Origin of the sequence: Xanthomonas dyei (assembly GCF_002939865.1) — a bacterium.
GTDB lineage: Bacteria > Pseudomonadota > Gammaproteobacteria > Xanthomonadales > Xanthomonadaceae > Xanthomonas > Xanthomonas dyei.
On sequence record NZ_MDEE01000047.1, the window covers coordinates 1 to 18,803 of the forward strand.

Consider the following 18,803-nt stretch of genomic DNA (forward strand, 5'->3'; position numbering starts at 1 on the left):
AGCGTCGCCGAACGTCAGTTGCATGGATGATTCCTCAACACGAGGCGAGTAGTGTCGCGCATCTGCCGTGCTTTGTTCAGAGGTTCCTTAGTGTTTGTTTAACTTGTCGGGATACAAGTTGCTCCAATCAGACAGCGGCACATCGGGGTTTCGATTGTGCCTGTCGCCTCGTAGTGCGTGCCCATTGTGCGATTCCACTGTGTATTGCCGGCAGCTGCCGGCAGTCGATGGTGTTTTTTATCTTGCGTTTCATTACCGAGTGCTGATCCGGCGTCACTTTGACCGCAACGCGGCCAGGTCGCTCCGGGCGACTGCGCGCCACACACAAAAGGATGCTTGCCATGCACGCCGATGCCGCCCCGCTGTTTCCCTTGACTAGAGCGCAACGCGGCCTGTGGGTGGCCAGCAAGTTGCATACCGACAACACCTTGATGTTGTCCGAAGCACTGGAGATGTTTGGTCCGTTGGACCCTGCGCTATTGGTCCGCGCCACGTTGCAGCTGGCGCGTGAGTTCGACACGCTGCGGCTGTGCATCGTGGAACACGACGGCGTGCCGCGGCAGGTGATCCTGCCCGAGTACACCGCGCCGGTGCCCTACTTCAACGTCAGCGAAGATCCCGCGCCGCGCAATGCTGCCGAGCACTGGGTGGACGAACAAATCCGTCAACCGGAAGACCTGGAGCATGGGCCGTTATGGCATTGCGCGGTGTTCCGTCTCGGCGAAGATCACCATATGTGGGTGCAGTGCGTGAGCCATCTGGTGATGGACGGCTATTGCGCATCGATCATGATGCAGCGCATGTCGGTGTTGTATAACGCGTACGCCGCAGATCTGGAGCCGGAACCTGCGCAGTACGGCAGCGCGTTGTCGCTGGTGGAGATGGAGCAGCAGTACCGCGCCTCCGACCGCTTCCAGCGCGATCGCGATTACTGGATGCAGCAGCTGGCCGACCTGCCGCCACCGGCAACCCTGGCGCGCCCGGGCAATCATCTGTCCTCCGGGCTGTTGCGCGGCACCGGGCAGTTTTCGCCGCAGCAGGTGGTGCGCCTGCGCGCGATGGGCAAGGACTACGGCGCCAGCTTGCCGCAGATGCTGATTTCGCTGATCGCGGCCTATTACTACCGCTGCACCGGTGCCGAAGATCTGGTGCTGGCGATGCCGGTGACCGGCCGCATCAATGCGCGCTACCGGCAGACCGCCGGGCTGGTGGCCAATGTAATTTCGCTACGCCTGAAGATGGACCCGCAGCAGCCGATCCACGCGTTGTTCGCGCAGGTCGCCTCGGTGGTCAGGCATGCCTTGCGGCATCAGCAATATCGCTTCGAGGACGTACGTCGCGACATCGGCATGTTCGGCATCGACCAGAAGTTCGCCCGCCTGGCCGTCAATATCGAAGCCTTCGATTACGCCCTGCGCTTTGGCGAGGCGTATGCGATACCGCACAACCTGTGCAACGGCCCGGCCGACGATCTGACCATCTTCTGCTACGAGCGTGGCGACGGCGCGGCCCTGCGCTTCGATCTGGACGCCAATCCGGCGTTGTACGACAGCGACGAGCTGGCCGAACACTGTCGCCGTCTGACCCACCTGGCCGATGCCGTGCTGGCAAACCCGGAATGCGCGCTGGGCGAGGTGGACGTGCTGGGCGATGAAGAGCGCCGCCGGCTGCTGTACACCTGGAATCACACCGCCGCAGCGCTGCCGGAACCGGCCACGTTGTTGCACGGCATGTTGCAGCGTGCCGAGATGATGCCTGCGGCCGTTGTCGTGCAATACGACAACCGCACCCTGGATTACGCCACGCTGTGCGAGCTGGCCTCGCGGATCGCTGCGCAGTGGGTGGCCGATGGGGTACGCCCCGGCGATGTGGTCGCTGTCGCATTGCCGCGCAGCGAGCATCTGTTGGTGGCCTTGCTGGCCATCATGTGGAGCGGCGCGGCCTATCTGCCGCTGGACCCGGAAAGCCCGGCGGCGCGCAATCGGCAGATGCTCAACGATTCCGGCGCCATTGCGCTGGTCTGCGAGCCGGCATTGTGCGAGCGCTATTTGCTCGGCGGCATGGTGTGGCTGGACCCGCGCCCAGCGCATCTGCCAGCGGCGATCGCCCCGTTGGCGACCCCGGATGGGACCGCGTATGTGCTCTACACCTCCGGCTCCACCGGCACGCCCAAGGGCGTTGAGGTCAGCCATCGCAACCTGTTCAATTTCCTGCATGCGATGGAACACGAGCTGGCGTTGCGTCCGCGCGACCGCGTGCTGGCGGTCACCACCATCACCTTCGATATCTCCGGGCTGGAGCTGTATCTGCCGTTGCTGGTGGGTGCCCGCGTGGTCATCGCACCGGCCGGCATCAGTCACGACCCGCGCAGTCTGTCGCGCCTGATCGTCAACGAGCAGATCAGCCTGGTGCAGGCCACGCCGTCGCTGTGGCGCATCCTGCTGGCCAATCAGGATCTGGCGCTGGATCGCCTCCATGCGCTGGTCGGCGGCGAGGCCTTGGTGCCCGAGTTGGCGACGCAATTGTTGAGCCGGGTCGGGCGCCTGACCCAGTTGTACGGGCCGACCGAAACCACCATCTGGTCGACCATCATGCCGCTGCAGCTGAGCGATGCGGCCGCACCGCCGATCGGCAGGCCGTTGCTCAACACACGTGTCTATGTGCTGGATGCGCAGCGGCAGCCATTGCCGACCGGTGCGATCGGCGAGCTGTACATCGGCGGTGCCGGCGTGGCCAAGGGCTATCGCGGCAAGCGCCAGCTCACCAGCGAACGGTTCCTGCGCGACCCGTTCGCCAACGACGGCAGCAGCATGTACCGCACCGGCGACCGCGTGCGTCAGCGCCGCGACGGCCTGCTGGAATTCATCGGCCGCGCCGATGCGCAATTGAAGATCCGCGGTCACCGCGTGGAACCGGCGGAAATCGAAAATGCGCTGCTGCTGCATGCGCAGGTGGCACAGGTGGCGGTGGTTGCGCACAGCGATGGCGACAACACCATGCAACTGCTCGCTTACGTGGTGGGCAAGCATGGCAACACGCCGTCGAGCGAGTTGCTGCGCGCCCATCTGCAACAGCGCTTGCCGGCGGCGATGATTCCAAGCCTGTGGATGCCATTGCCGGCGTTGCCGCTGACGGCCAATGGCAAGCTGGATCGCCGCGCCTTGCCTACGCCGGGCGCATTGCCCAAACGCGCGCATGTGCCGCCGCGCGACGCACTCGAACATCAGCTGGCGGCCCTGCTGCAGGAGGTGCTGGGCATCGAGGTGGTGGGGGTAGACGACAACTTCTTCGAACTCGGTGGCGACTCGCTGCGTGCGGCAGAAATGGCGGCACGCTTCCCGCAACTGTTCGGGGTCGAGCTGCCACTGGGTGCGCTGTTCCATGCGCCGACGATTGCCGGCCTGTCCGAGGTGATCAAACGCAGCGCGCAGACGCCCAACGACCCGCTGAGCGTGCTGTTGCCGATGCGTGCAGGCAGCGCGGGCGTCACGCCGTTGTTCTGCATCCATCCGGTCATCGGCCTTGGCTGGTCGTATCTCACCTTGCTTGGCCAGCTCGATCCGCAGTGGCCGGTGTATGCGTTGCAATCGCCGGCATTGAGCGACCCGCAGCACCGCCCGGAAAGCATCGAGGCGATCGCCCACGATTATCTGGCGCGTCTGCGCAGCGTGCAGCCGCATGGCCCGTATCGCTTGATGGGCTGGTCGTTGGGCGGCTTGATCGCGCACGCCATGGCCGCCGAATTGCATGACCTGGGCGAACAGGTCGAATTGCTGGCGATGCTCGACAGCTACCCGCATCTTGAACAGGCCGCCGCACTGCCCGAAGCGGAAAACGTGCGTGCATCGGTGCATGCGCTGGGGCTGACGCTGGCGCACGACCAGCCGATGCCGACCACGGTGGCCCAGCTGGCCAGCCTGCTGTGCGATCACTACGGGCTGACCACCTTGCCGGCGCTGCAGCAGTTGCTGGAGCAACGCCCCACGCTGCTGGACGACCTGGGTGCAGTGACCCAGCATCACCTGCACCTGGCGCGACGTCACCGGCCGCGCGCATTGAATCAGGATGTGCTGTTCATCGAAGCAGCCGTGCGCATGAGCTCCGGTGGTGACGAGGCGCAATGGGTGGATTACCGGCCGCAGGCATGGCGCCCCTATGTGCGCACGCTGCATCTGCACGCCCTGGAAAGCGATCACCACTCGATGTTGTCGGCCGCGCACTCGGCAACGCTGTGTGCGCTGTTGCACCAGGCAAGCGCACAGGTGTTACAGCGCGACGCCAGCATCGCCAGCGCCAACGACGGGGTGGCCGAATATGCCTGAGTCTCTTGCATCGGTTGCGGCCAACCGCCCGATCGTCATCGCCACCCTGGGCACGCACGGCGATGTGCGCCCGATCATCGCGCTGGGCCGCGGTCTGCAGCAGCGCGGTTACACGGTGCGGGTACTGACCAGCCACAACTTCGAGTCGCTGATTCGCGCCAACGGGCTGGAGTTTTTCCCGCTTAGCGGCGACCACCAGAAGTTACTGCAGGGCAACCCGGATGTCGCAGAAATGCGCGGCGGCTGGCGTGGCATCTGGGGCACCTTGCGCGCGCAGCTGCTGACCTGGGCGCGCGATTGGGCAGAGCAGGGCCGGGCGGCGTGCGCCGACGCCAGCCTGATCCTGGGCGTGGGCAGCGCAAGTTTCCTGGCGCACAGCCTGAGCCAGGCCTATGGAGTGCCGGTGTGCTTTGCACAACTGCAACCGCTCACTGCCTCGCGCCATCTGCCGTTGATGGTGATGCCCAACCTGCGCCTGCCCGGGCGGGTGAGCGTGGCCCTGCACCACGCGGTGCGTTTTGCAGGCTGGCAGCTGATGCGTCCTGCGCTCAACGGCATCGTGCGGCCGGCATTGGGGTTGCCGGCGTATCCATGGCGCGGCCCGGATCGCTCCGGGTTGCGTGTGATCTATGGCTACAGCGCGCAGCTGTGCCCGCGTCCGCCGGACTGGTCGCAAAGCGCGCAGATCTGTGGATTCTGGCAACTGCCGCAGCCGCAGTGGCAACCGCCGGCCGCGTTGCAGGCGTTTTTGCAGGCCGGGCCGCCGCCGTTGTACATCGGCTTCGGCAGCATGACCAGCCGCGATGCGGTGCAGCTCACCGCCACGGTCAAGGCCGCCGTGCGCCTGACCGGGCAACGGGCATTGCTGGCCAGTGGCTGGGGCGGGCTGGCGACCGCCGACACCGCCGCCGCGGATGACGCCGAGCGCTTCTTCCATCTGGAACAGGCGCCGCACGATTGGTTGTTTCCACGGGTGACCGCGGCCGTGCATCACGGCGGCGCGGGCACCACCGGCGCAGCGCTGACGGCGGGGATTCCGTCGGTGGTGTTGCCGTTTGGCTACGACCAACCGTTCTGGGCGCATTGCCTTGCGCAACGTGGCGTGGCGCCACCCGCACTGGCCCGAGTCGGCTTGCAGCCGGAGACGTTGGCCGAGGCGCTGCGCCAGGCCGGTACACCGACCATGCGCGCGGCGGCACGCGCACTGGGCCAGCGCATTCGCGACGAAGACGGCGTGCGCAACGCGGTCGATCAGCTGGAAGCTTGGGGGCTATTGACTCCCGTCGCGCGGGTGGCACGGGTCGAGCAGGCGGCGGTGGCTTGAGGCTGGCAGTGCTGTGTCAGCCTCAGGCCGCGCGTCGTGCTCGTCGACGGGGAGTGTCATGCCTGCGCTAGCAGGATAAGCGCGGCCAACAAAACGCCTGCGCTCGCCGTCAGGCGGGCACGCTCGGTGCTCGGTGCGGCATGGCTGTTCGTCATGCTGGTTCTGAGCGTGCGGTGCACCGCCACCTGGCGATTGCCCGCTGTGTGTGGTTAGCCGCTCCAAGTCGCCGGTGTGATGCAACGGGGTTGCAAGGCAGCGCGTTGAACGCAAGGCTGCCATCGCTCCGTGTCGGTCGCAGCGGCCAACCACATCGCCGTCGCATGGCGATGCGCCTCTGGCCATACGACGCGATGCAGCGGTACGACGTGATGTCAGGGCAACATTGCAATCGCACAGATCGCGCGCTGACATGCGGTTGTGTCTGTGCACGTTCGTCGCCGCGATCGTCTGCCGCTCAGTGCGGTGTCTCTCCATCTTCTCCACTTGTCTGCCTCCGTGCTCTGCATGCCAATGCGTGCGCCGGGCCGGCAGGCAGCATGCACTGCGTAGCCCTCGGCTGTGCCCGCATCACAGCGTCGCTGGCCACACAGCGCGCAACCTACGCATGGGCGGATGTCATGCGGCACAATCGGTGTTCCTCATTGCCGATCGCCCACATGCGCTATCCCGCCTTGGACCTGCTGCGTGGTATCGCCATCGTCTGGGTGATGCTGTTCCACGCGTTTGTGGTCGGTGGCCTGGGGCCGGACTGGGCGTGGCTGTCGCGCTATGGCTGGATGGGGGTGGACCTGTTCTTCGTGCTCAGCGGATTCCTGATCGGCAGTCAGGTGCTGACGCCGTTGGCGCACGGGCAGCCTCTGGACTTCAAGGACTTTTATCTGCGGCGCGCGTTGCGCATCCTGCCGGCGTTTGCGGTGGTGTTGCTGGTCTACATCGCTTGGCCCGGCGTGCGCGAAGCGCCCGGGCTGGCGCCGTGGTGGATGTTCGCCACCTTCACCTTGAATCTATTGGTCGATTACGGCCAGCAGGCGGCGTTCTCGCATGCCTGGTCGCTGTGCGTGGAAGAGCATTTCTATCTGGTGTTTCCGCTGCTGGCCACGCTGTTGTTGCGGCGTCCGTCGGCTGGGCGGTTCATCGCGTTATGCGTGGCAGTAGTGATGGCCGGCATCGCGTTGCGTACCAGCGTGTGGCTGCACAACACGGCGCTGGATCAGCTGGGCGGCGGGCAGCAGCGCAACTGGTTTGTCGAAGATATTTATTACCCCACCTGGAACCGTCTCGATGGCCTGCTGGCCGGCGTGGTGCTCGCGGTGATCAAGGTATTTCGTCCGCAGGTCTGGCAACGTCTGCAGCAGCGCGGCAACACGTGGTTGCTTGCCGGCGTTGCGGTCATGGCGCTGGCACTGTGGTTGTTTCGCGAGCGCACCGGCCTGATCGGCAATGCGCTGGGCTGGCCGGTGCTCTCGTTCGGGCTGGCCTCGCTGGTGCTGGCAGGCACTGCCAATAGCGCGTTTGGCCGGTTGCGGGTGCCCGGTGCGGCATGGCTGGCGGCGATTTCCTACAGCCTGTATCTGACCCACAAGGCGATGTTCCATGTGACCCAGACCTGGTTCGGCGCGGCATTGGAGGGCCGTGGCCTGCTGGCATTTGCGGTGTATGGCGCTGTGGCGCTGCTGGCGGGCGCGTTGCTGCACTACAGCGTGGAGCGCCCCTTCCTGCGGCTGCGTGGCGTGCTGCTGCGCAGCCGTGCCCGATCGCGCGGCATGCCCGAGTCGGCGTAGCGCAGCTTGCGGAATCGTTGAACAGAATGGTTGAACAGAAAAGCCGCGCAGTGCGCGGCTGTCGAGGATCGCTGTGCGTGTCTGCAGTAGATCGGCAGCGCGATGGGTGATCGCTCACCACGTGCGACGCGGGCTTGCCCCTTCGCTGCCACACCGCGGATGTGGCAGCGTATCTTCACTGCGCGTCCTCTCAGGCGCAGCGTCGCTTGCTCACTGCGCGTCGCGCGCCACCTGAAATCCTGCGAACGACTGCGTCACCGGCATGATTTCCAGCCGGTTGATGTTCAAGTGCGCCGGCAGGCTGGCGACGTAGAAGATCTGCTCGGCGATGTCCTCTGCCGTCATCGGGGTGGCGCCACGGTACAGCGTGTCCGAGGCGGCCTGGTTGCCGCCGGTGCGCACCAGGGTGAACTCGGTTTCGGCCATACCCGGTTCGATCGAGGTCACGCGTACGCCGGTGCCGTGCAGATCCGCACGCAAGCCCAACGAAAACTGCTGCACAAACGCCTTGGTGCCGCCGTAGACGTTGCCGCCGGTGTACGGGTAGGTCGCCGCGACCGAGGCGATGTTGATGATGGCGCCACGACGCGCGATCAGCGCCGGCAGCAGGCGGTGAGTGAGGGTGACCAGCGCGGTGACATTGGTGTCGATCATCTGCTGCCACTGCGCAAGGTCGGCCTGCTGCGCGGGCGCGGTGCCCAGTGCCAGGCCGGCGTTGTTGACCAGCACATCGATATCGGCGAATGCGGCCGGCAGCGCGTCGATGGCGGCCGACAAGGCCTGCGCATCGCGCATGTCGAACGCGGCGGTATGCACCTGGCCGGCAGGCAGTTCGGCCGCCAGTGCGTCCAGGCGGTCGGCACGCCGGCCGGTGGCGATGACCTTCCAGCCGGCGGCGGCAAAGCGACGCACCGCGGCGCTGCCGAATCCGGAAGTGGCACCAGTGATCAGGACGGTCTTGGACATGGGAACTCCAGGGGATGGGGTATGCTTACAGCGGCTAAAAAACGTGGCGAGCAGAGGTCAGATGGATGGGCAGCGCGCTCGGCGCCAAAGTGTACGAGTGGTCCATGCCACACCGGGAACCGGCCGCGCCCGCCTGGCGGCGAGCGCAGTGGTGGTGTCAGCCGCGCTTAGGGAACAGGAACCGGGCGTGCAGCTGCGTCCTGACGTGCGCGCAGCATGTCCGCGGTGAGCGGTTCGCGGGCGATCACATGCCCCCGGCGCAGCCGCAGCAGCACATAGCCAGCCGGCGCGTCGGAAGGTGCGTTCTCTGCGGCCGGCAGCGCGGCGATCAGCTCGCCATCCACCCACACAGCTGCGACCGGTGCGCGCTGGCCGGGAAACAGCACCGACAGCGGCAGCTCCGGTGGCGCCTCGGCGCAAGCACCGAGCACCACGATCGAGCACCAGTTGCTGGGCGTCCACGCGCCAGAAGGCCTGATAGCCACGCCAGTTGGCGCTGCAGCCGCCCAGGGAACTGCCAGCCTGCGCCACGAAGCGCTTCCAGGTGGCGGGGGCGTCCAGCGGCTCGGCCAGCAGCAGTGCCGGCTGACCATCGATCTGGATCTGGTCGGGAATCTGCTCGGTGGCTTGCGCCGTGCCGATCAGCGCAAGCAGTCCGAGCAACGCGCTGGCAAAGCGCCGCATCACCGTGCTTACTGCGCCTTGATCGCGATGGCAGGCAACCCGCTGCCGGTGAGCTTTTGCTTGGCTTCGGCCAGCTCGCTTGCGGTGCCGTAGGGCCCCATGCGCACGCGGTAGACCGTCTTGCCGCTGATGTCGGCCGATTCCACGCGCGCGGCCAGGCCCATCATCGCCAGCTTGGCCTTGGTCGACTCGGCGTCGCCGGAGGCGCCGAACGAGCCGGCCTGCAGGATGTAACGGGTGTTGTCGGTGACGGCCGGCGCTGCCGCCGCCGTTGTAGGCTTCGGAGCCGCAGCGGCCGGTGTGGTCAGTGCCGCGGTGCTGGCCGGTGCCGGGGTGGTTGCTGGCCGTGTCTGGGCGGCTTCCGGCAACGGCTTGGGCGCGCTGGCAGCGGTTTCTTTCAAGGGCATCGGCACGCTGGCTGCTGGCACGGCCGACGCGACGCTGGCTGCTGCACCTGGCGCCGGCGCGATGGGCTTGCCTTCCAGTGCGGCGCGCGCACGCGCGGCTTCTTCGGCACGCGCGCTGGCGGCCAGTTCGGCGTCGGACATCTGCACTTCCTTGCCGGGCAGCAAGGTGTAGAAGTCGTACTGGGTCTGCGCATCGCCTGGCTTGGGCTGCGGTTTGGGCAGTGGTGCGCTGGGCTTGGGTAATTCGGCCGGCGTGTCGGTGTCGGCGTCAGCCACCGGTTCGGGCTGCGCGTCCGGATTGGCGCGGGGACCCACACGCAGGAAGCCGTCGCCATCCTTCTTGAACAGGTTGGGGGCGGCCAGGAAGATCACTGCCGCAATCGCGGCGCCCGCCACCAACCACACCCAACCGGGCGTGCCATTGCTGGTGTTGCGTCGTGCCTGGCTCTTACCGCGTCGTGCTGCCATCTACCACTTCTCCGAATCGTGTCGTTGCGGGCGGTGCGCCCGGCTTGGTGCGGCGATCGCTGCGGCTGCGCCTGCCTTGGGCGGCGCGACGGACGCGCGCGGCGACGCAGACTGCTGCTGACTGCGCAGGCAGGCGTGCGCCTCACGCCTGCCTGGTTGCTGCCCGTCCTTACATCTTTTCCGGGGCGCTGACGCCGAGCAATTCCAGGCCGTTGGCAAGCACCTGTTGGGTCGCGACGGCGAGGGTGAGTTTGGCGTCGCGCTCTGCCGCATCGTCCACCAGCAGCTTGGTGTTGTGATACCACGTGTGGAAGGCATGCGCCAATTCACGCAGGTACTGCGCAATCTGGTACGGCTCCAGTGTCTGGCCGGCGATTTCCACTACTTCCGGGTAGCGCGACAGCTCCAGCATCACGTTGAGCGAATGCTCGTCGTCCAGCCTGGCGAGCTGTGCAAGACCATTGGCCTGCTCGTACTTGAAACCCTTTTCCTGCGCCTGGCGCAGCACGCTGCATACCCGTGCGTGCGCGTATTGCACGTAGAACACCGGGTTGTCGTTGCTCTGCGCGCGCGCCAGATCGATGTCGAAGGTGAGCTGCGAATCGGGCTTGCGCGCGATCAGGAACCAGCGCACCGCATCGGCGCTGGTTTCTTCGATCAGGTCGCGCAGGGTGACGTAGCTGCCGGCACGCTTGGACAGCTTCACTTCCTCGCCACCACGCATCACCGTGACCATCTGGTGCAGCACGTATTCCGGCCAGCCCTGCGGGATGCCCAGTTCCAGCGCCTGCAGGCCGGCGCGCACGCGGGTCAGCGAGCCGTGGTGGTCGGCGCCCAGCTCGGTGATTGCGCGCTCGTAACCGCGCTGCCACTTGGTCAGGTGATAAGCAACGTCCGGTACGAAGTAGGTGTAGGTGCCATCGGATTTGCGCATCACGCGGTCCTTGTCGTCGCCGAAGTCGGTGGACTTCAGCCACAACGCGCCGCCTTCCTCGTAGGTATGGCCGGAGGCGATCAGCTTCTGCACCGCTTCTTCGACCTTGCCGTCCTTGTACAGCGAGCTTTCCAGGAAATAGATATCGAAATCGACGCGGAACGCGGCCAGGTCGTGGTTCTGCTCGTTGCGCAGATACGCCACCGCAAAGCGGCGGATCGATTCGAGATCGGCCGGATCCTTGCTGCCGCTGACCAGATGACCTTCCAGGTCGACGGTGTCGCCGGCCAGATAGGCGGTAGCGACATCGGCGATGTAGTCGCCGCGGTAGCCGTTTTCCGGCCAGCCGTCGCTGTCGGGGGTGAGCCCCTGCGCGCGCGCCTGCACCGACAGCGCCAGGTTCTCGATCTGCACGCCGGCATCGTTGTAATAAAACTCGCGCTTGACGTTCCAGCCATTGGCATCGAGCACGCGTGCCAGGCTGTCGCCGATCGCCGCGGCGCGGCCGTGGCCAACGTGCAGCGGGCCGGTGGGGTTGGCCGAGACGTATTCCACGCCGACCGAGCGCCCGTTGCCGGCCAGGCCGCGACCGTAGTCGTTGCCCTGCTTGATTACATGGGCAACCTCGCGCTGATACGCGGTGGGCGCCAGATGGAAATTGATGAAGCCGGGGCCGGCGATCTCCACCTTGGCCACGTCCTCGCTGGCCGGCAAGGCAGCTACCAGCGCCTGCGCCAGCGCACGCGGATTGCTGCGCGCGGGCTTGGCCAGCAGCATCGCGGCATTGGTGGCGAAGTCGCCGTGTTCGCGTGTCTTGGGTCGCTCGACCACAAAATCCGGCGGCAGGGTGTCGGCGGGCAGTGTGCCGTTGGCGCGCAAGGCTTCGATGCCTTGGCCGATCAGTGCGCGGAGGAGGGCTTTCACGTGGGATCTGCTTGGAACCAAACCAGCGATTTTACCCGACCGCGCGGCACAGGGTCCGGCCGATGGTTCAGGTCGGCGCGGCGGTCTCATTCCAGCCAGCCGCGCTCGGCCAGCGAGACGGGGCGACCATCGCCGATCACGAAGTGGTCGAGCAGGCGGATGTCCACCAGCTCCAGGCCCTGCAGCAGGCGCTGGGTGACCGCGCGGTCGGCCTCGGAGGGCTCCGGATTGCCGGACGGATGGTTATGCCCGACGATCACCGCCGCAGCGTTGTGCAGCAGCGCCCGTCGCACCACTTCGCGTGGATGGATGTCGGCGCCGTCGATGGTGCCGGTGAACAGCTCCTCGAAGGCGATCGCGCGGTGGCGGTTGTCCAGAAACAGTACCGCGAACACTTCGTAGGCCCGCGCGCGCAGCCGTTGCGAGAAATAGCGCCCCACGCTGGGCGGGTCGCTCAGGGCCTGGCCACGCTCCAGTTCGCTCATCAGGTGGCGATGCGCCAGTTCCATGGCGGCGCTGAGCTTGCACGCCGACGCCGGGCCCAGCCCGGGCAGGCGCGCCAGGGCCTTGGCCGGGCGATCCAGCAACAGGCGCAGGGGGCCGTGGCGATGCAGCAGATCGCGCGCGGTCTGGACCGCATCCTGGCCGCGCAGCCCGGAGCCGACAAAGATCGCCAGCAGCTCCGCATCGGAGAGGGCGGGCGCCCCGCGCGCCAGAAGTTTCTCGCGCGGGCGCTCATTGGTAGGCCAGTCGTGTATGTGCATATGGCGAGATTGCCGGTGCTCATCGCCGACGCCCATCAGTCCAAGCGGGGGCATCGGCTAATCTAGTTGTCCTTGTAACCGTAGGACGACTCCGACGTGATCGGCTCCACTCAGGCCCGCCCCCTGGACGGACAGCGTTTGCTGCTGTGTGTCGGCGGAGGCATTGCCGCTTACAAATCGCTCGAACTGGTCCGTCGCCTGCGCGACGCCGGCGCACAGGTGCAGGTCGCCATGACCAGCGGCGCGCAACAATTCGTGACCCCGCTGAGCTTCCAGGCGCTGTCCGGGCAACCGACCCGCACCACGCTGTGGGACAGCGCCGCCGAGCAGGCGATGGGGCATATCGAACTGGCTCGCTGGGCCGACGGGGTGATCGTGGCGCCTGCCACTGCCGATCTGCTCGCGCGCCTGGCGCACGGGCTGGCCGACGACCTGGTCACCACGCTGTGCCTGGCCACCACCGCGCCGCTGACCGTGGCCCCGGCGATGAACCACCGTATGTGGCTGCACCCGGCGACCCAGTCCAATATCGCGACGCTGCGCGCGCGTGGCGTGGCGGTGGTCGGCCCCGACGACGGCCCGCTGGCCGAAGGCGAGTCCGGTCCCGGTCGCCTGGCCGAGCCGGCGGCGATCATTGCCGCGCTGGCCGGCACCGCCACCGCTGCCGAGGCGTCCCCAGCCACTGCCGCGCCGGCCTTCGTGCCCAGCAGCGCTGAGCTGGACGGCCTGCGCATCGTCATCAGCGCCGGCCCGACCTTCGAAGACCTGGACCCGGTGCGCTACGTCGGCAACCGTAGCAGCGGCAAGATGGGCTACGCGCTGGCCGCCGCCGCCGCGCGCCAGGGCGCCGAGGTGGTGCTGGTCAGCGGACCGGTGCACCAGACCACGCCGGTCGGCGTGCAGCGCATCGACGTGCGCTCGGCTGCGCAGATGCGCGATGCGGTGCTGGGTGCGTTCCCGGCGGACATCTACATCGGCGCGGCGGCGGTCGCCGACTACACGCCCAAGCACGTGGTCTCGCAGAAGATCAAGAAGACCGGCGAAACGCTGACCCTTGAACTCGTGCGTACCCCGGACATCCTGTCCGAGGTCGCTGCGCAGACCGGCGCGCTCAAGCTGGTGGTCGGTTTTGCAGCCGAAACGCACGACGTGGAGCATTACGCGCGTGGCAAGCTGGCAGCCAAGCGGCTGGATCTGATCATCGCCAACCAGGTGGGGATCGTCGGCGGCGGCTTTGAAAGCGACAACAATGCCGCCACCGCCTATTGGCAGGGCGGCGAGCGTGCGTTTCCCACCAGCAGCAAGACCGAACTGGCCGACCAACTGCTGGCCCTGATCGCGGAGAGATTGCAGGCATGAGCCACCCGACCCACTCCTTGCAGGTGAAGTTGCTCGACCCGCGCTTCGGCGATCTGTGGCCGCTGCCGGCCTACGCCACCGAGGCCAGCGCCGGCATGGACCTGCGCGCCGCGCTGGAAGCGCCGATGACGCTGGAGCCGGGCGATGCGGCGTTGATCCCCAGCGGTATCGCGATCCATTTGGCCGACCCGCAGGTGTGCGCGGTGATCCTGCCGCGCTCCGGGCTGGGCCACCGCCACGGCATCGTGCTCGGGAACGGAACCGGACTGATCGATGCCGACTACCAGGGTCCGCTGCTGATCAGCACCTGGAATCGTGGTCGAGAGGCCTTCACCATCGAGCCGGGCGACCGGATTGCGCAATTGGTGATCATTCCGATCGTGCGCGTAGGCTTGCAAGTGGTGGATACTTTCGTGGACAGCGCGCGGGGAGCGGGTGGATTCGGCCACACCGGCGTGCGCTGACGGGGGAGTCTCATGAGCAAGGCGAACGAGCGCAGGCAGGGGATGTCGGGCGTGCGTACGAGTGGTCCGGTGTTGGGGGGCGTGTTGTTGCTGATGGCCGCCTGGTTCGGCTGGAACAGCTACGCGCAATGGCGTGAGGATGCGATCGCCCAGGACCTGGAACAGGCGCGCGACCGCGCCGTACAGGACGTCGGCAAGGCAATGGCGGCGCAGGCCACCCAGCTCGACGCCGTGCTCAAACAGCCGCCGGTCGCCAGTGCCTTGGCCAACGGCGACGCGCTGGCAGCCGCCTCGGCGATCCGCGAGCGTTTCAAGGGCGCCGAGGACGTGCAGGTGTTGCCCGGCGATCTGGCCGCCGCCTATGCCAGTCCCAAGGATTTCGGCTACGCGCGGCTGAGTCTGCTCGAATCGGCGCTGGTGGCCGACCGTGCGCAGGTGCACGTGGTCCGCGACGCCAAACAGGTGCGTCTGGGGGTCGCTGCCGCGGTGCGCCTTGGCGCGCAGCCCGCGGTGGCCTATGCACGGCTGCCGCTGCTGCGCCTGACCGGCCCGCTGGATGCGATCGCGGTGCCTGGCAGCGCCTATCTCGCGTTGCGCCAGGGCAGCTACAACGTGGCCCAGCAGGGCGATGCAGGCTTGGCCGATGCTGCCGAAACGCTGGCAAAGCCGCTTGGCACCAGCGGCCTGCGCGTGGCCGCTGCGGTCCCGCAGAACGACAGCGGGCCGCTGGGTCTGGGCGCGCTTGGTTGCGCCATCGTGGCCGGGTTGCTCGCCATCATCGCGGTCTTGCTGATGCTGGCCAGCCGTGGCCGGGTGGCGCTGCCGCGTCGCCGCGTTGCCGGCGAGGCGGCCACCGATGAACCGACCTTCAGTCAAAGCCTGCAGCACGACGCCAGCCTTGCCAGCGATGCGCGCGAACTGGATGAGGCGGCAGCGCCTGCGCCGCCGCCGCTGGTACCTGCGGTGCAGATCGCCACCGAGATGTTCCGCGCCTACGACATCCGCGGCGTGGTCGGCAAAGACCTCAATCCAGGCGTTGCCGCGTTCATCGGCCAATCCATCGGCAGCGTGATGCAGGCGCAGGGGCTGCGCGATGTGGTGGTGGGGCGCGACGGGCGTCTGTCCGGACCGGAGCTGACCAATGGCCTGATCGAAGGTCTGCGGCGTGCCGGCTGCAACGTGACCGACATCGGCCTGGCGCCCACGCCAGTGGTGTATTTCGGCGCCTATGAACTGCGCGCCGGCAGCTGCGTGGCGGTGACCGGCAGCCACAATCCGCCGGACTACAACGGCTTCAAGATCGTGATCGGCGGCGAGACGCTGTCCGGCACTGCCATTGCCGAGTTGCATCAGCGCATCAACGAAGGCCGCCTGCATACCGCAGCCACGCCGGGTGAGCTGGAACAGCGCGACATCAGCGATGCCTACATCCAGCGCATCGCCGACGACGTACAGCTGGACCGTCCGATCAAGGTGGTGGTGGATGCCGGCAACGGCGCGGCCGGCGAGATTGCGCCGCGTCTGCTGGAAGCCATCGGTGCCGAGGTCGTGCCGCTGTATTGCGATATCGACGGCACTTTCCCCAATCATCATCCCGACCCGAGCGAGCCGCACAACCTCGATGATCTGGTGAAGATGGTGCAGCGCTTCGATGCGGACATTGGCGTGGCCTTCGATGGCGATGCCGACCGTCTGGGTGTGGTCACCAAGGAAGGCAAGGTGGTCTTTCCCGACCGCCTGCTGATGCTGTTCGCCGCCGACGTGCTGCAGCGCAACCCCGGCGCCCTGGTCATCTACGACGTGAAGTGCACCGGCAAGCTGTCGGACTACGTGCTGCGCAACGGCGGCAGCCCGCTGATGTGGAAGACCGGGCATTCGCTGATCAAGTCCAAGATGCGCGAAACCGATGCCGAACTGGCCGGTGAGATGAGCGGGCATTTCTTCTTCAAGGAACGCTGGTACGGCTTCGACGACGGCATCTATGCCGCTGCGCGCTTGCTGGAAATCCTGGCCCAGCGCGAGCAAACCCCCTCTGAAGTGCTGGATGCCTTGCCGGAAAGCGTGTCCACACCGGAGATCAAGGTGCCGGTGGAGGGCGATGCGCATGCGTTGGTGGCGCGCTTTGTCGAGCGTGCGCAAGCCGGGGACGAGTCGCCGTTCGAATCGGCGCGCTTGTCGACGATCGATGGCTTGCGCGCGGATTTTGCCGACGGCTGGGGCCTGGTGCGTGCATCCAACACCACGCCGATTCTGGTGCTGCGTTTCGAAGCCGACAGCGAGGCCGCGTTGGAGCGCATCCGCGCGCTGTTCCGCAGCCAATTGCAGGCATTGCTGCCCGAGCACCCGCTGGGGTTCTGAGTCGCGCACGCTGAGGTAAGCGCGCCCACCACGTGGGCCGCGCTCACGGTCAGCTGGGTTGCCTGATGCGCGGCAGAACAGCCGCGCATCGACTCGGCGCTTGCCGCCGGATATCGAGCGAGCGTGTGCGATCACGTTCTTGTGCCGCCCGCGCTTGCCAGGCACGCGGGGCCGGCGTCCGGTGCAGGTTGCCGTGCCGCAGCGCGCGCATCGGGCAACAACCACACCGCATCCCAGTACGGGTACGCGCCGATCCGCTCCGCCAGGCCGGCACGTAACGGCAGTGCGATCAGGCTGCGGGCGAATTGCCGACAATCGACGTGCAACGCCAGCGCGCTCGCGTCTATCTCCGGTTGCCAGACGGTGCCGCCGCGGCCGCGCGCACGATTGATCGCTTCGCCGGCGGCCTGCCGCGCAGCAGTCGCTGCGTGCAGTACGGTGGCTTTGTCCGGCGCCTGCAGCAGGGCGCACCACATCTCTGGCAGCAACACCCAACACAGCACCTGCGCACCGAGCCAGCTGCTTGGCATCGCCAGGATCGCGGCCGCTGCACGCGCGCAGCGCCAGTCCGCAAACAACGGCACATGCTGGTGCGTGTGCAGACGCACGTGCCAATGCGGTGTGGCAAGCGCGGACATGGCAAATGGGCGGTGGAGCAGGGCGCTGGGCATGACCACAGCGTGCCGACGGCCTCAGCGCAGCGGCATCGGCCGCCGGCGTGGTCTCAGGTCAGTCAATCGCGCACCGCCATGTCCGGATAAACGCGTCGAGTTTGGGCGCCGCTGCGGGCAACGCCAGCCGCACAGTGACCAAACAGCACCCCCCAAGCGAATCGGCAGCATTACCTCAAACGCCCGACGCTTCCCGAACCCCAAATCCCGAATTCCCGTCCCTCAATGCCCGGCCCGGTCCCGCTTCCAACCGCGATGCTTCACATCCAGATACAGGCTGTAGAACGCGGTAAACGCCGGGAACAGGTTCTGTAGCACGCCCACCGAATCCTGCTTGGCCGAAAACACGAAGTAGCTCAGCGTCATCAAGCTGCCGACCACGCTCATGTACCAGAACATCCGCGGAATCACCGGCTTGCCGGCACGCTTGGAGGCGACGAACTGCACCAGCCAGCGCCCGCCGAACATCAGCGCGCCCACATACCCGATCAGCTTCCAGCCGGTGACGTGGATACCGGTCCAGTACAGCCAGGTCAGTTGCTGGTCCAGCAGGCTCGTTTCCATCAACGTTCCTCCACCGCAGTGCGCTTGCTACGGGTGATCAGCCATGCCACGCCGCGCAGGTCGCGGATGCCCACCAGCGCGCGATTGAGATTGTTGTACTTGGACACGCCGGCGGTGCGATGGCGGTGGTTGACCGGCACGCTCACCGTGCGCCAACCGGCGCGCTGCATCAGTGCCGGTAGGTAACGGTGCATGTGGTCGAAGTAGGGCAGGTCCAGAAACGCGTCGCGCTCGAACAATTTGATGCCGCAACCGGTGTCGGGCGTGTTGTCCTGCAGCATGCGCGAGCGGATCGCGTTGGCCCATTTGCTGGCCCAGCGCTTGGATCCGGAATCCTGCCGGTTGACCCGCCAGCCGGCGAACAATTTGACCTGCGGCTCGGCCTGGCTGCGCGCGATCAACAGTTTGGGGATGTCGGCCGGGTCGTTCTGGCCATCGCCATCGAGCGTGGCGATCCAGCTGGCGCGCGCGGCCTTGACCCCGCTGCGCACTGCGGTGCTCTGCCCGCTTTGGGTGACGTGGTGCAGTACCCGCAGTTCCGGCGTGGTGGTCTTCAGGCCTTGCAGCACCGCCAGGGTGTCGTCGCGCGAATGGTCGTCGACGTAGACGATCTCGAAGGCCACCAGGCCGCGCAAGGCGACCACGATTTCGCCGATCAGGGCTGCGACGTTATCGCGCTCATTGAACACCGGGACGACGACGGAAAGCTGAGGTTGGCTCATGGATTCGTGGTGGCCCGATGATGGCTGAGCAAAAAAGATCGCGCATTGTGCCCTGACCGTCTGAGCCAGGCATGAAGCTAAGGCGCGTTAT

The 18,803-nt window shown here is 66.7% G+C and carries 13 protein-coding genes, 1 other RNA gene and 1 pseudogene; 6 read left to right on the forward strand and 9 right to left on the reverse strand.

Annotation, left to right across the window (positions count from 1 at the left end):
* Nucleotides 1-341 precede the first annotated feature (341 nt).
* From XdyCFBP7245_RS20505 to XdyCFBP7245_RS20515, 3 genes are all read left to right on the forward strand, one after another.
* Nucleotides 342-4,322 (forward strand): non-ribosomal peptide synthetase, encoded by a 3,981-nt coding sequence (locus XdyCFBP7245_RS20505; protein ID WP_104617263.1) that lies wholly within the window; start codon nt 342-344, stop codon nt 4,320-4,322.
* Nucleotides 4,315-5,646 carry a glycosyltransferase gene (locus XdyCFBP7245_RS20510; protein WP_104617264.1) on the forward strand — a complete coding sequence of 444 codons (1,332 nt, stop codon included), beginning with the start codon at nt 4,315-4,317 and terminating at the stop codon, nt 5,644-5,646. Before XdyCFBP7245_RS20505 ends, XdyCFBP7245_RS20510 begins: the two co-directional genes overlap by 8 nt.
* Nucleotides 5,647-6,302: 656 nt before the next feature.
* Entirely contained in the window at nt 6,303-7,427 is a 1,125-nt protein-coding gene (locus tag XdyCFBP7245_RS20515) for an acyltransferase family protein (protein WP_104617265.1), read from the forward strand.
* Nucleotides 7,428-7,637: 210 nt separating this feature from the next.
* On the opposite strand, the gene XdyCFBP7245_RS20520 is transcribed toward XdyCFBP7245_RS20515, so the two are convergent.
* From XdyCFBP7245_RS20520 to radC, 6 genes and pseudogenes are all read right to left on the reverse strand, one after another.
* Nucleotides 7,638-8,393, reverse strand: coding sequence for an SDR family NAD(P)-dependent oxidoreductase (locus XdyCFBP7245_RS20520; RefSeq protein WP_104617266.1), 756 nt, complete (start codon nt 8,391-8,393; stop codon nt 7,638-7,640).
* Between the two features lie 32 nt (nt 8,394-8,425).
* Nucleotides 8,426-8,499: non-coding RNA, sX9 sRNA (locus tag XdyCFBP7245_RS20525), on the reverse strand.
* Nucleotides 8,500-8,560: 61 nt separating this feature from the next.
* Nucleotides 8,561-9,080: pseudogene (locus XdyCFBP7245_RS20530) on the reverse strand (hypothetical protein).
* 5 nt (nt 9,081-9,085) lie between these two features.
* A complete protein-coding gene (locus XdyCFBP7245_RS20535; protein ID WP_104617267.1) occupies nt 9,086-9,952 on the reverse strand; it encodes an SPOR domain-containing protein in 867 nt (288 codons plus the stop codon).
* Nucleotides 9,953-10,121: 169 nt separating this feature from the next.
* Nucleotides 10,122-11,810, reverse strand: coding sequence for an arginine--tRNA ligase (argS, locus tag XdyCFBP7245_RS20540; protein WP_104617268.1), 1,689 nt, complete (start codon nt 11,808-11,810; stop codon nt 10,122-10,124).
* 86 nt (nt 11,811-11,896) lie between these two features.
* Nucleotides 11,897-12,574, reverse strand: a complete 678-nt coding sequence (gene radC / locus XdyCFBP7245_RS20545) for a RadC family protein (protein ID WP_104617269.1) — start codon at nt 12,572-12,574, stop codon at nt 11,897-11,899.
* Between the two features lie 96 nt (nt 12,575-12,670).
* Here radC and coaBC point away from each other — a divergent pair, with 96 nt between their 5' ends.
* The 3 genes from coaBC to XdyCFBP7245_RS20560 are packed head-to-tail and all read left to right on the forward strand — an operon-like array spanning nt 12,671 to nt 16,755.
* Nucleotides 12,671-13,933, forward strand: a complete 1,263-nt coding sequence (gene coaBC / locus XdyCFBP7245_RS20550; protein ID WP_104617270.1) for a bifunctional phosphopantothenoylcysteine decarboxylase/phosphopantothenate--cysteine ligase CoaBC — start codon at nt 12,671-12,673, stop codon at nt 13,931-13,933.
* Nucleotides 13,930-14,397, forward strand: coding sequence for a dUTP diphosphatase (dut, locus tag XdyCFBP7245_RS20555; RefSeq protein ID WP_104617271.1), 468 nt, complete (start codon nt 13,930-13,932; stop codon nt 14,395-14,397). The genes coaBC and dut overlap by 4 nt, the downstream gene beginning before the upstream one ends.
* A 12-nt stretch (nt 14,398-14,409) precedes the next feature.
* The gene (locus XdyCFBP7245_RS20560) at nt 14,410-16,755 is read left to right on the forward strand and encodes a phosphomannomutase/phosphoglucomutase (protein WP_104617272.1); all 2,346 of its coding nucleotides are present in this window, start codon (nt 14,410-14,412) and stop codon (nt 16,753-16,755) included.
* Nucleotides 16,756-16,886: 131 nt separating this feature from the next.
* Here XdyCFBP7245_RS20560 and XdyCFBP7245_RS20565 read toward each other — a convergent pair whose 3' ends face one another.
* The 3 genes from XdyCFBP7245_RS20565 to XdyCFBP7245_RS20575 all read right to left on the reverse strand — a co-directional run bounded on the left by XdyCFBP7245_RS20565 (nt 16,887) and on the right by XdyCFBP7245_RS20575 (nt 18,712).
* Nucleotides 16,887-17,426: a hypothetical protein gene (locus tag XdyCFBP7245_RS20565; protein WP_104617273.1), complete on the reverse strand. Its 540-nt coding sequence runs from the start codon at nt 17,424-17,426 to the stop codon at nt 16,887-16,889.
* Between the two features lie 222 nt (nt 17,427-17,648).
* Entirely contained in the window at nt 17,649-17,990 is a 342-nt protein-coding gene (locus XdyCFBP7245_RS20570) for a lipid-A-disaccharide synthase N-terminal domain-containing protein (protein ID WP_104617274.1), read from the reverse strand.
* On the reverse strand, nt 17,990-18,712 hold the full coding sequence (locus XdyCFBP7245_RS20575) for a glycosyltransferase family 2 protein (RefSeq protein ID WP_104617275.1): 723 nt from the start codon (nt 18,710-18,712) through the stop codon (nt 17,990-17,992). Before XdyCFBP7245_RS20575 ends, XdyCFBP7245_RS20570 begins: the two co-directional genes overlap by 1 nt.
* Between the last annotated feature and the right edge of the window lie 91 nt (nt 18,713-18,803).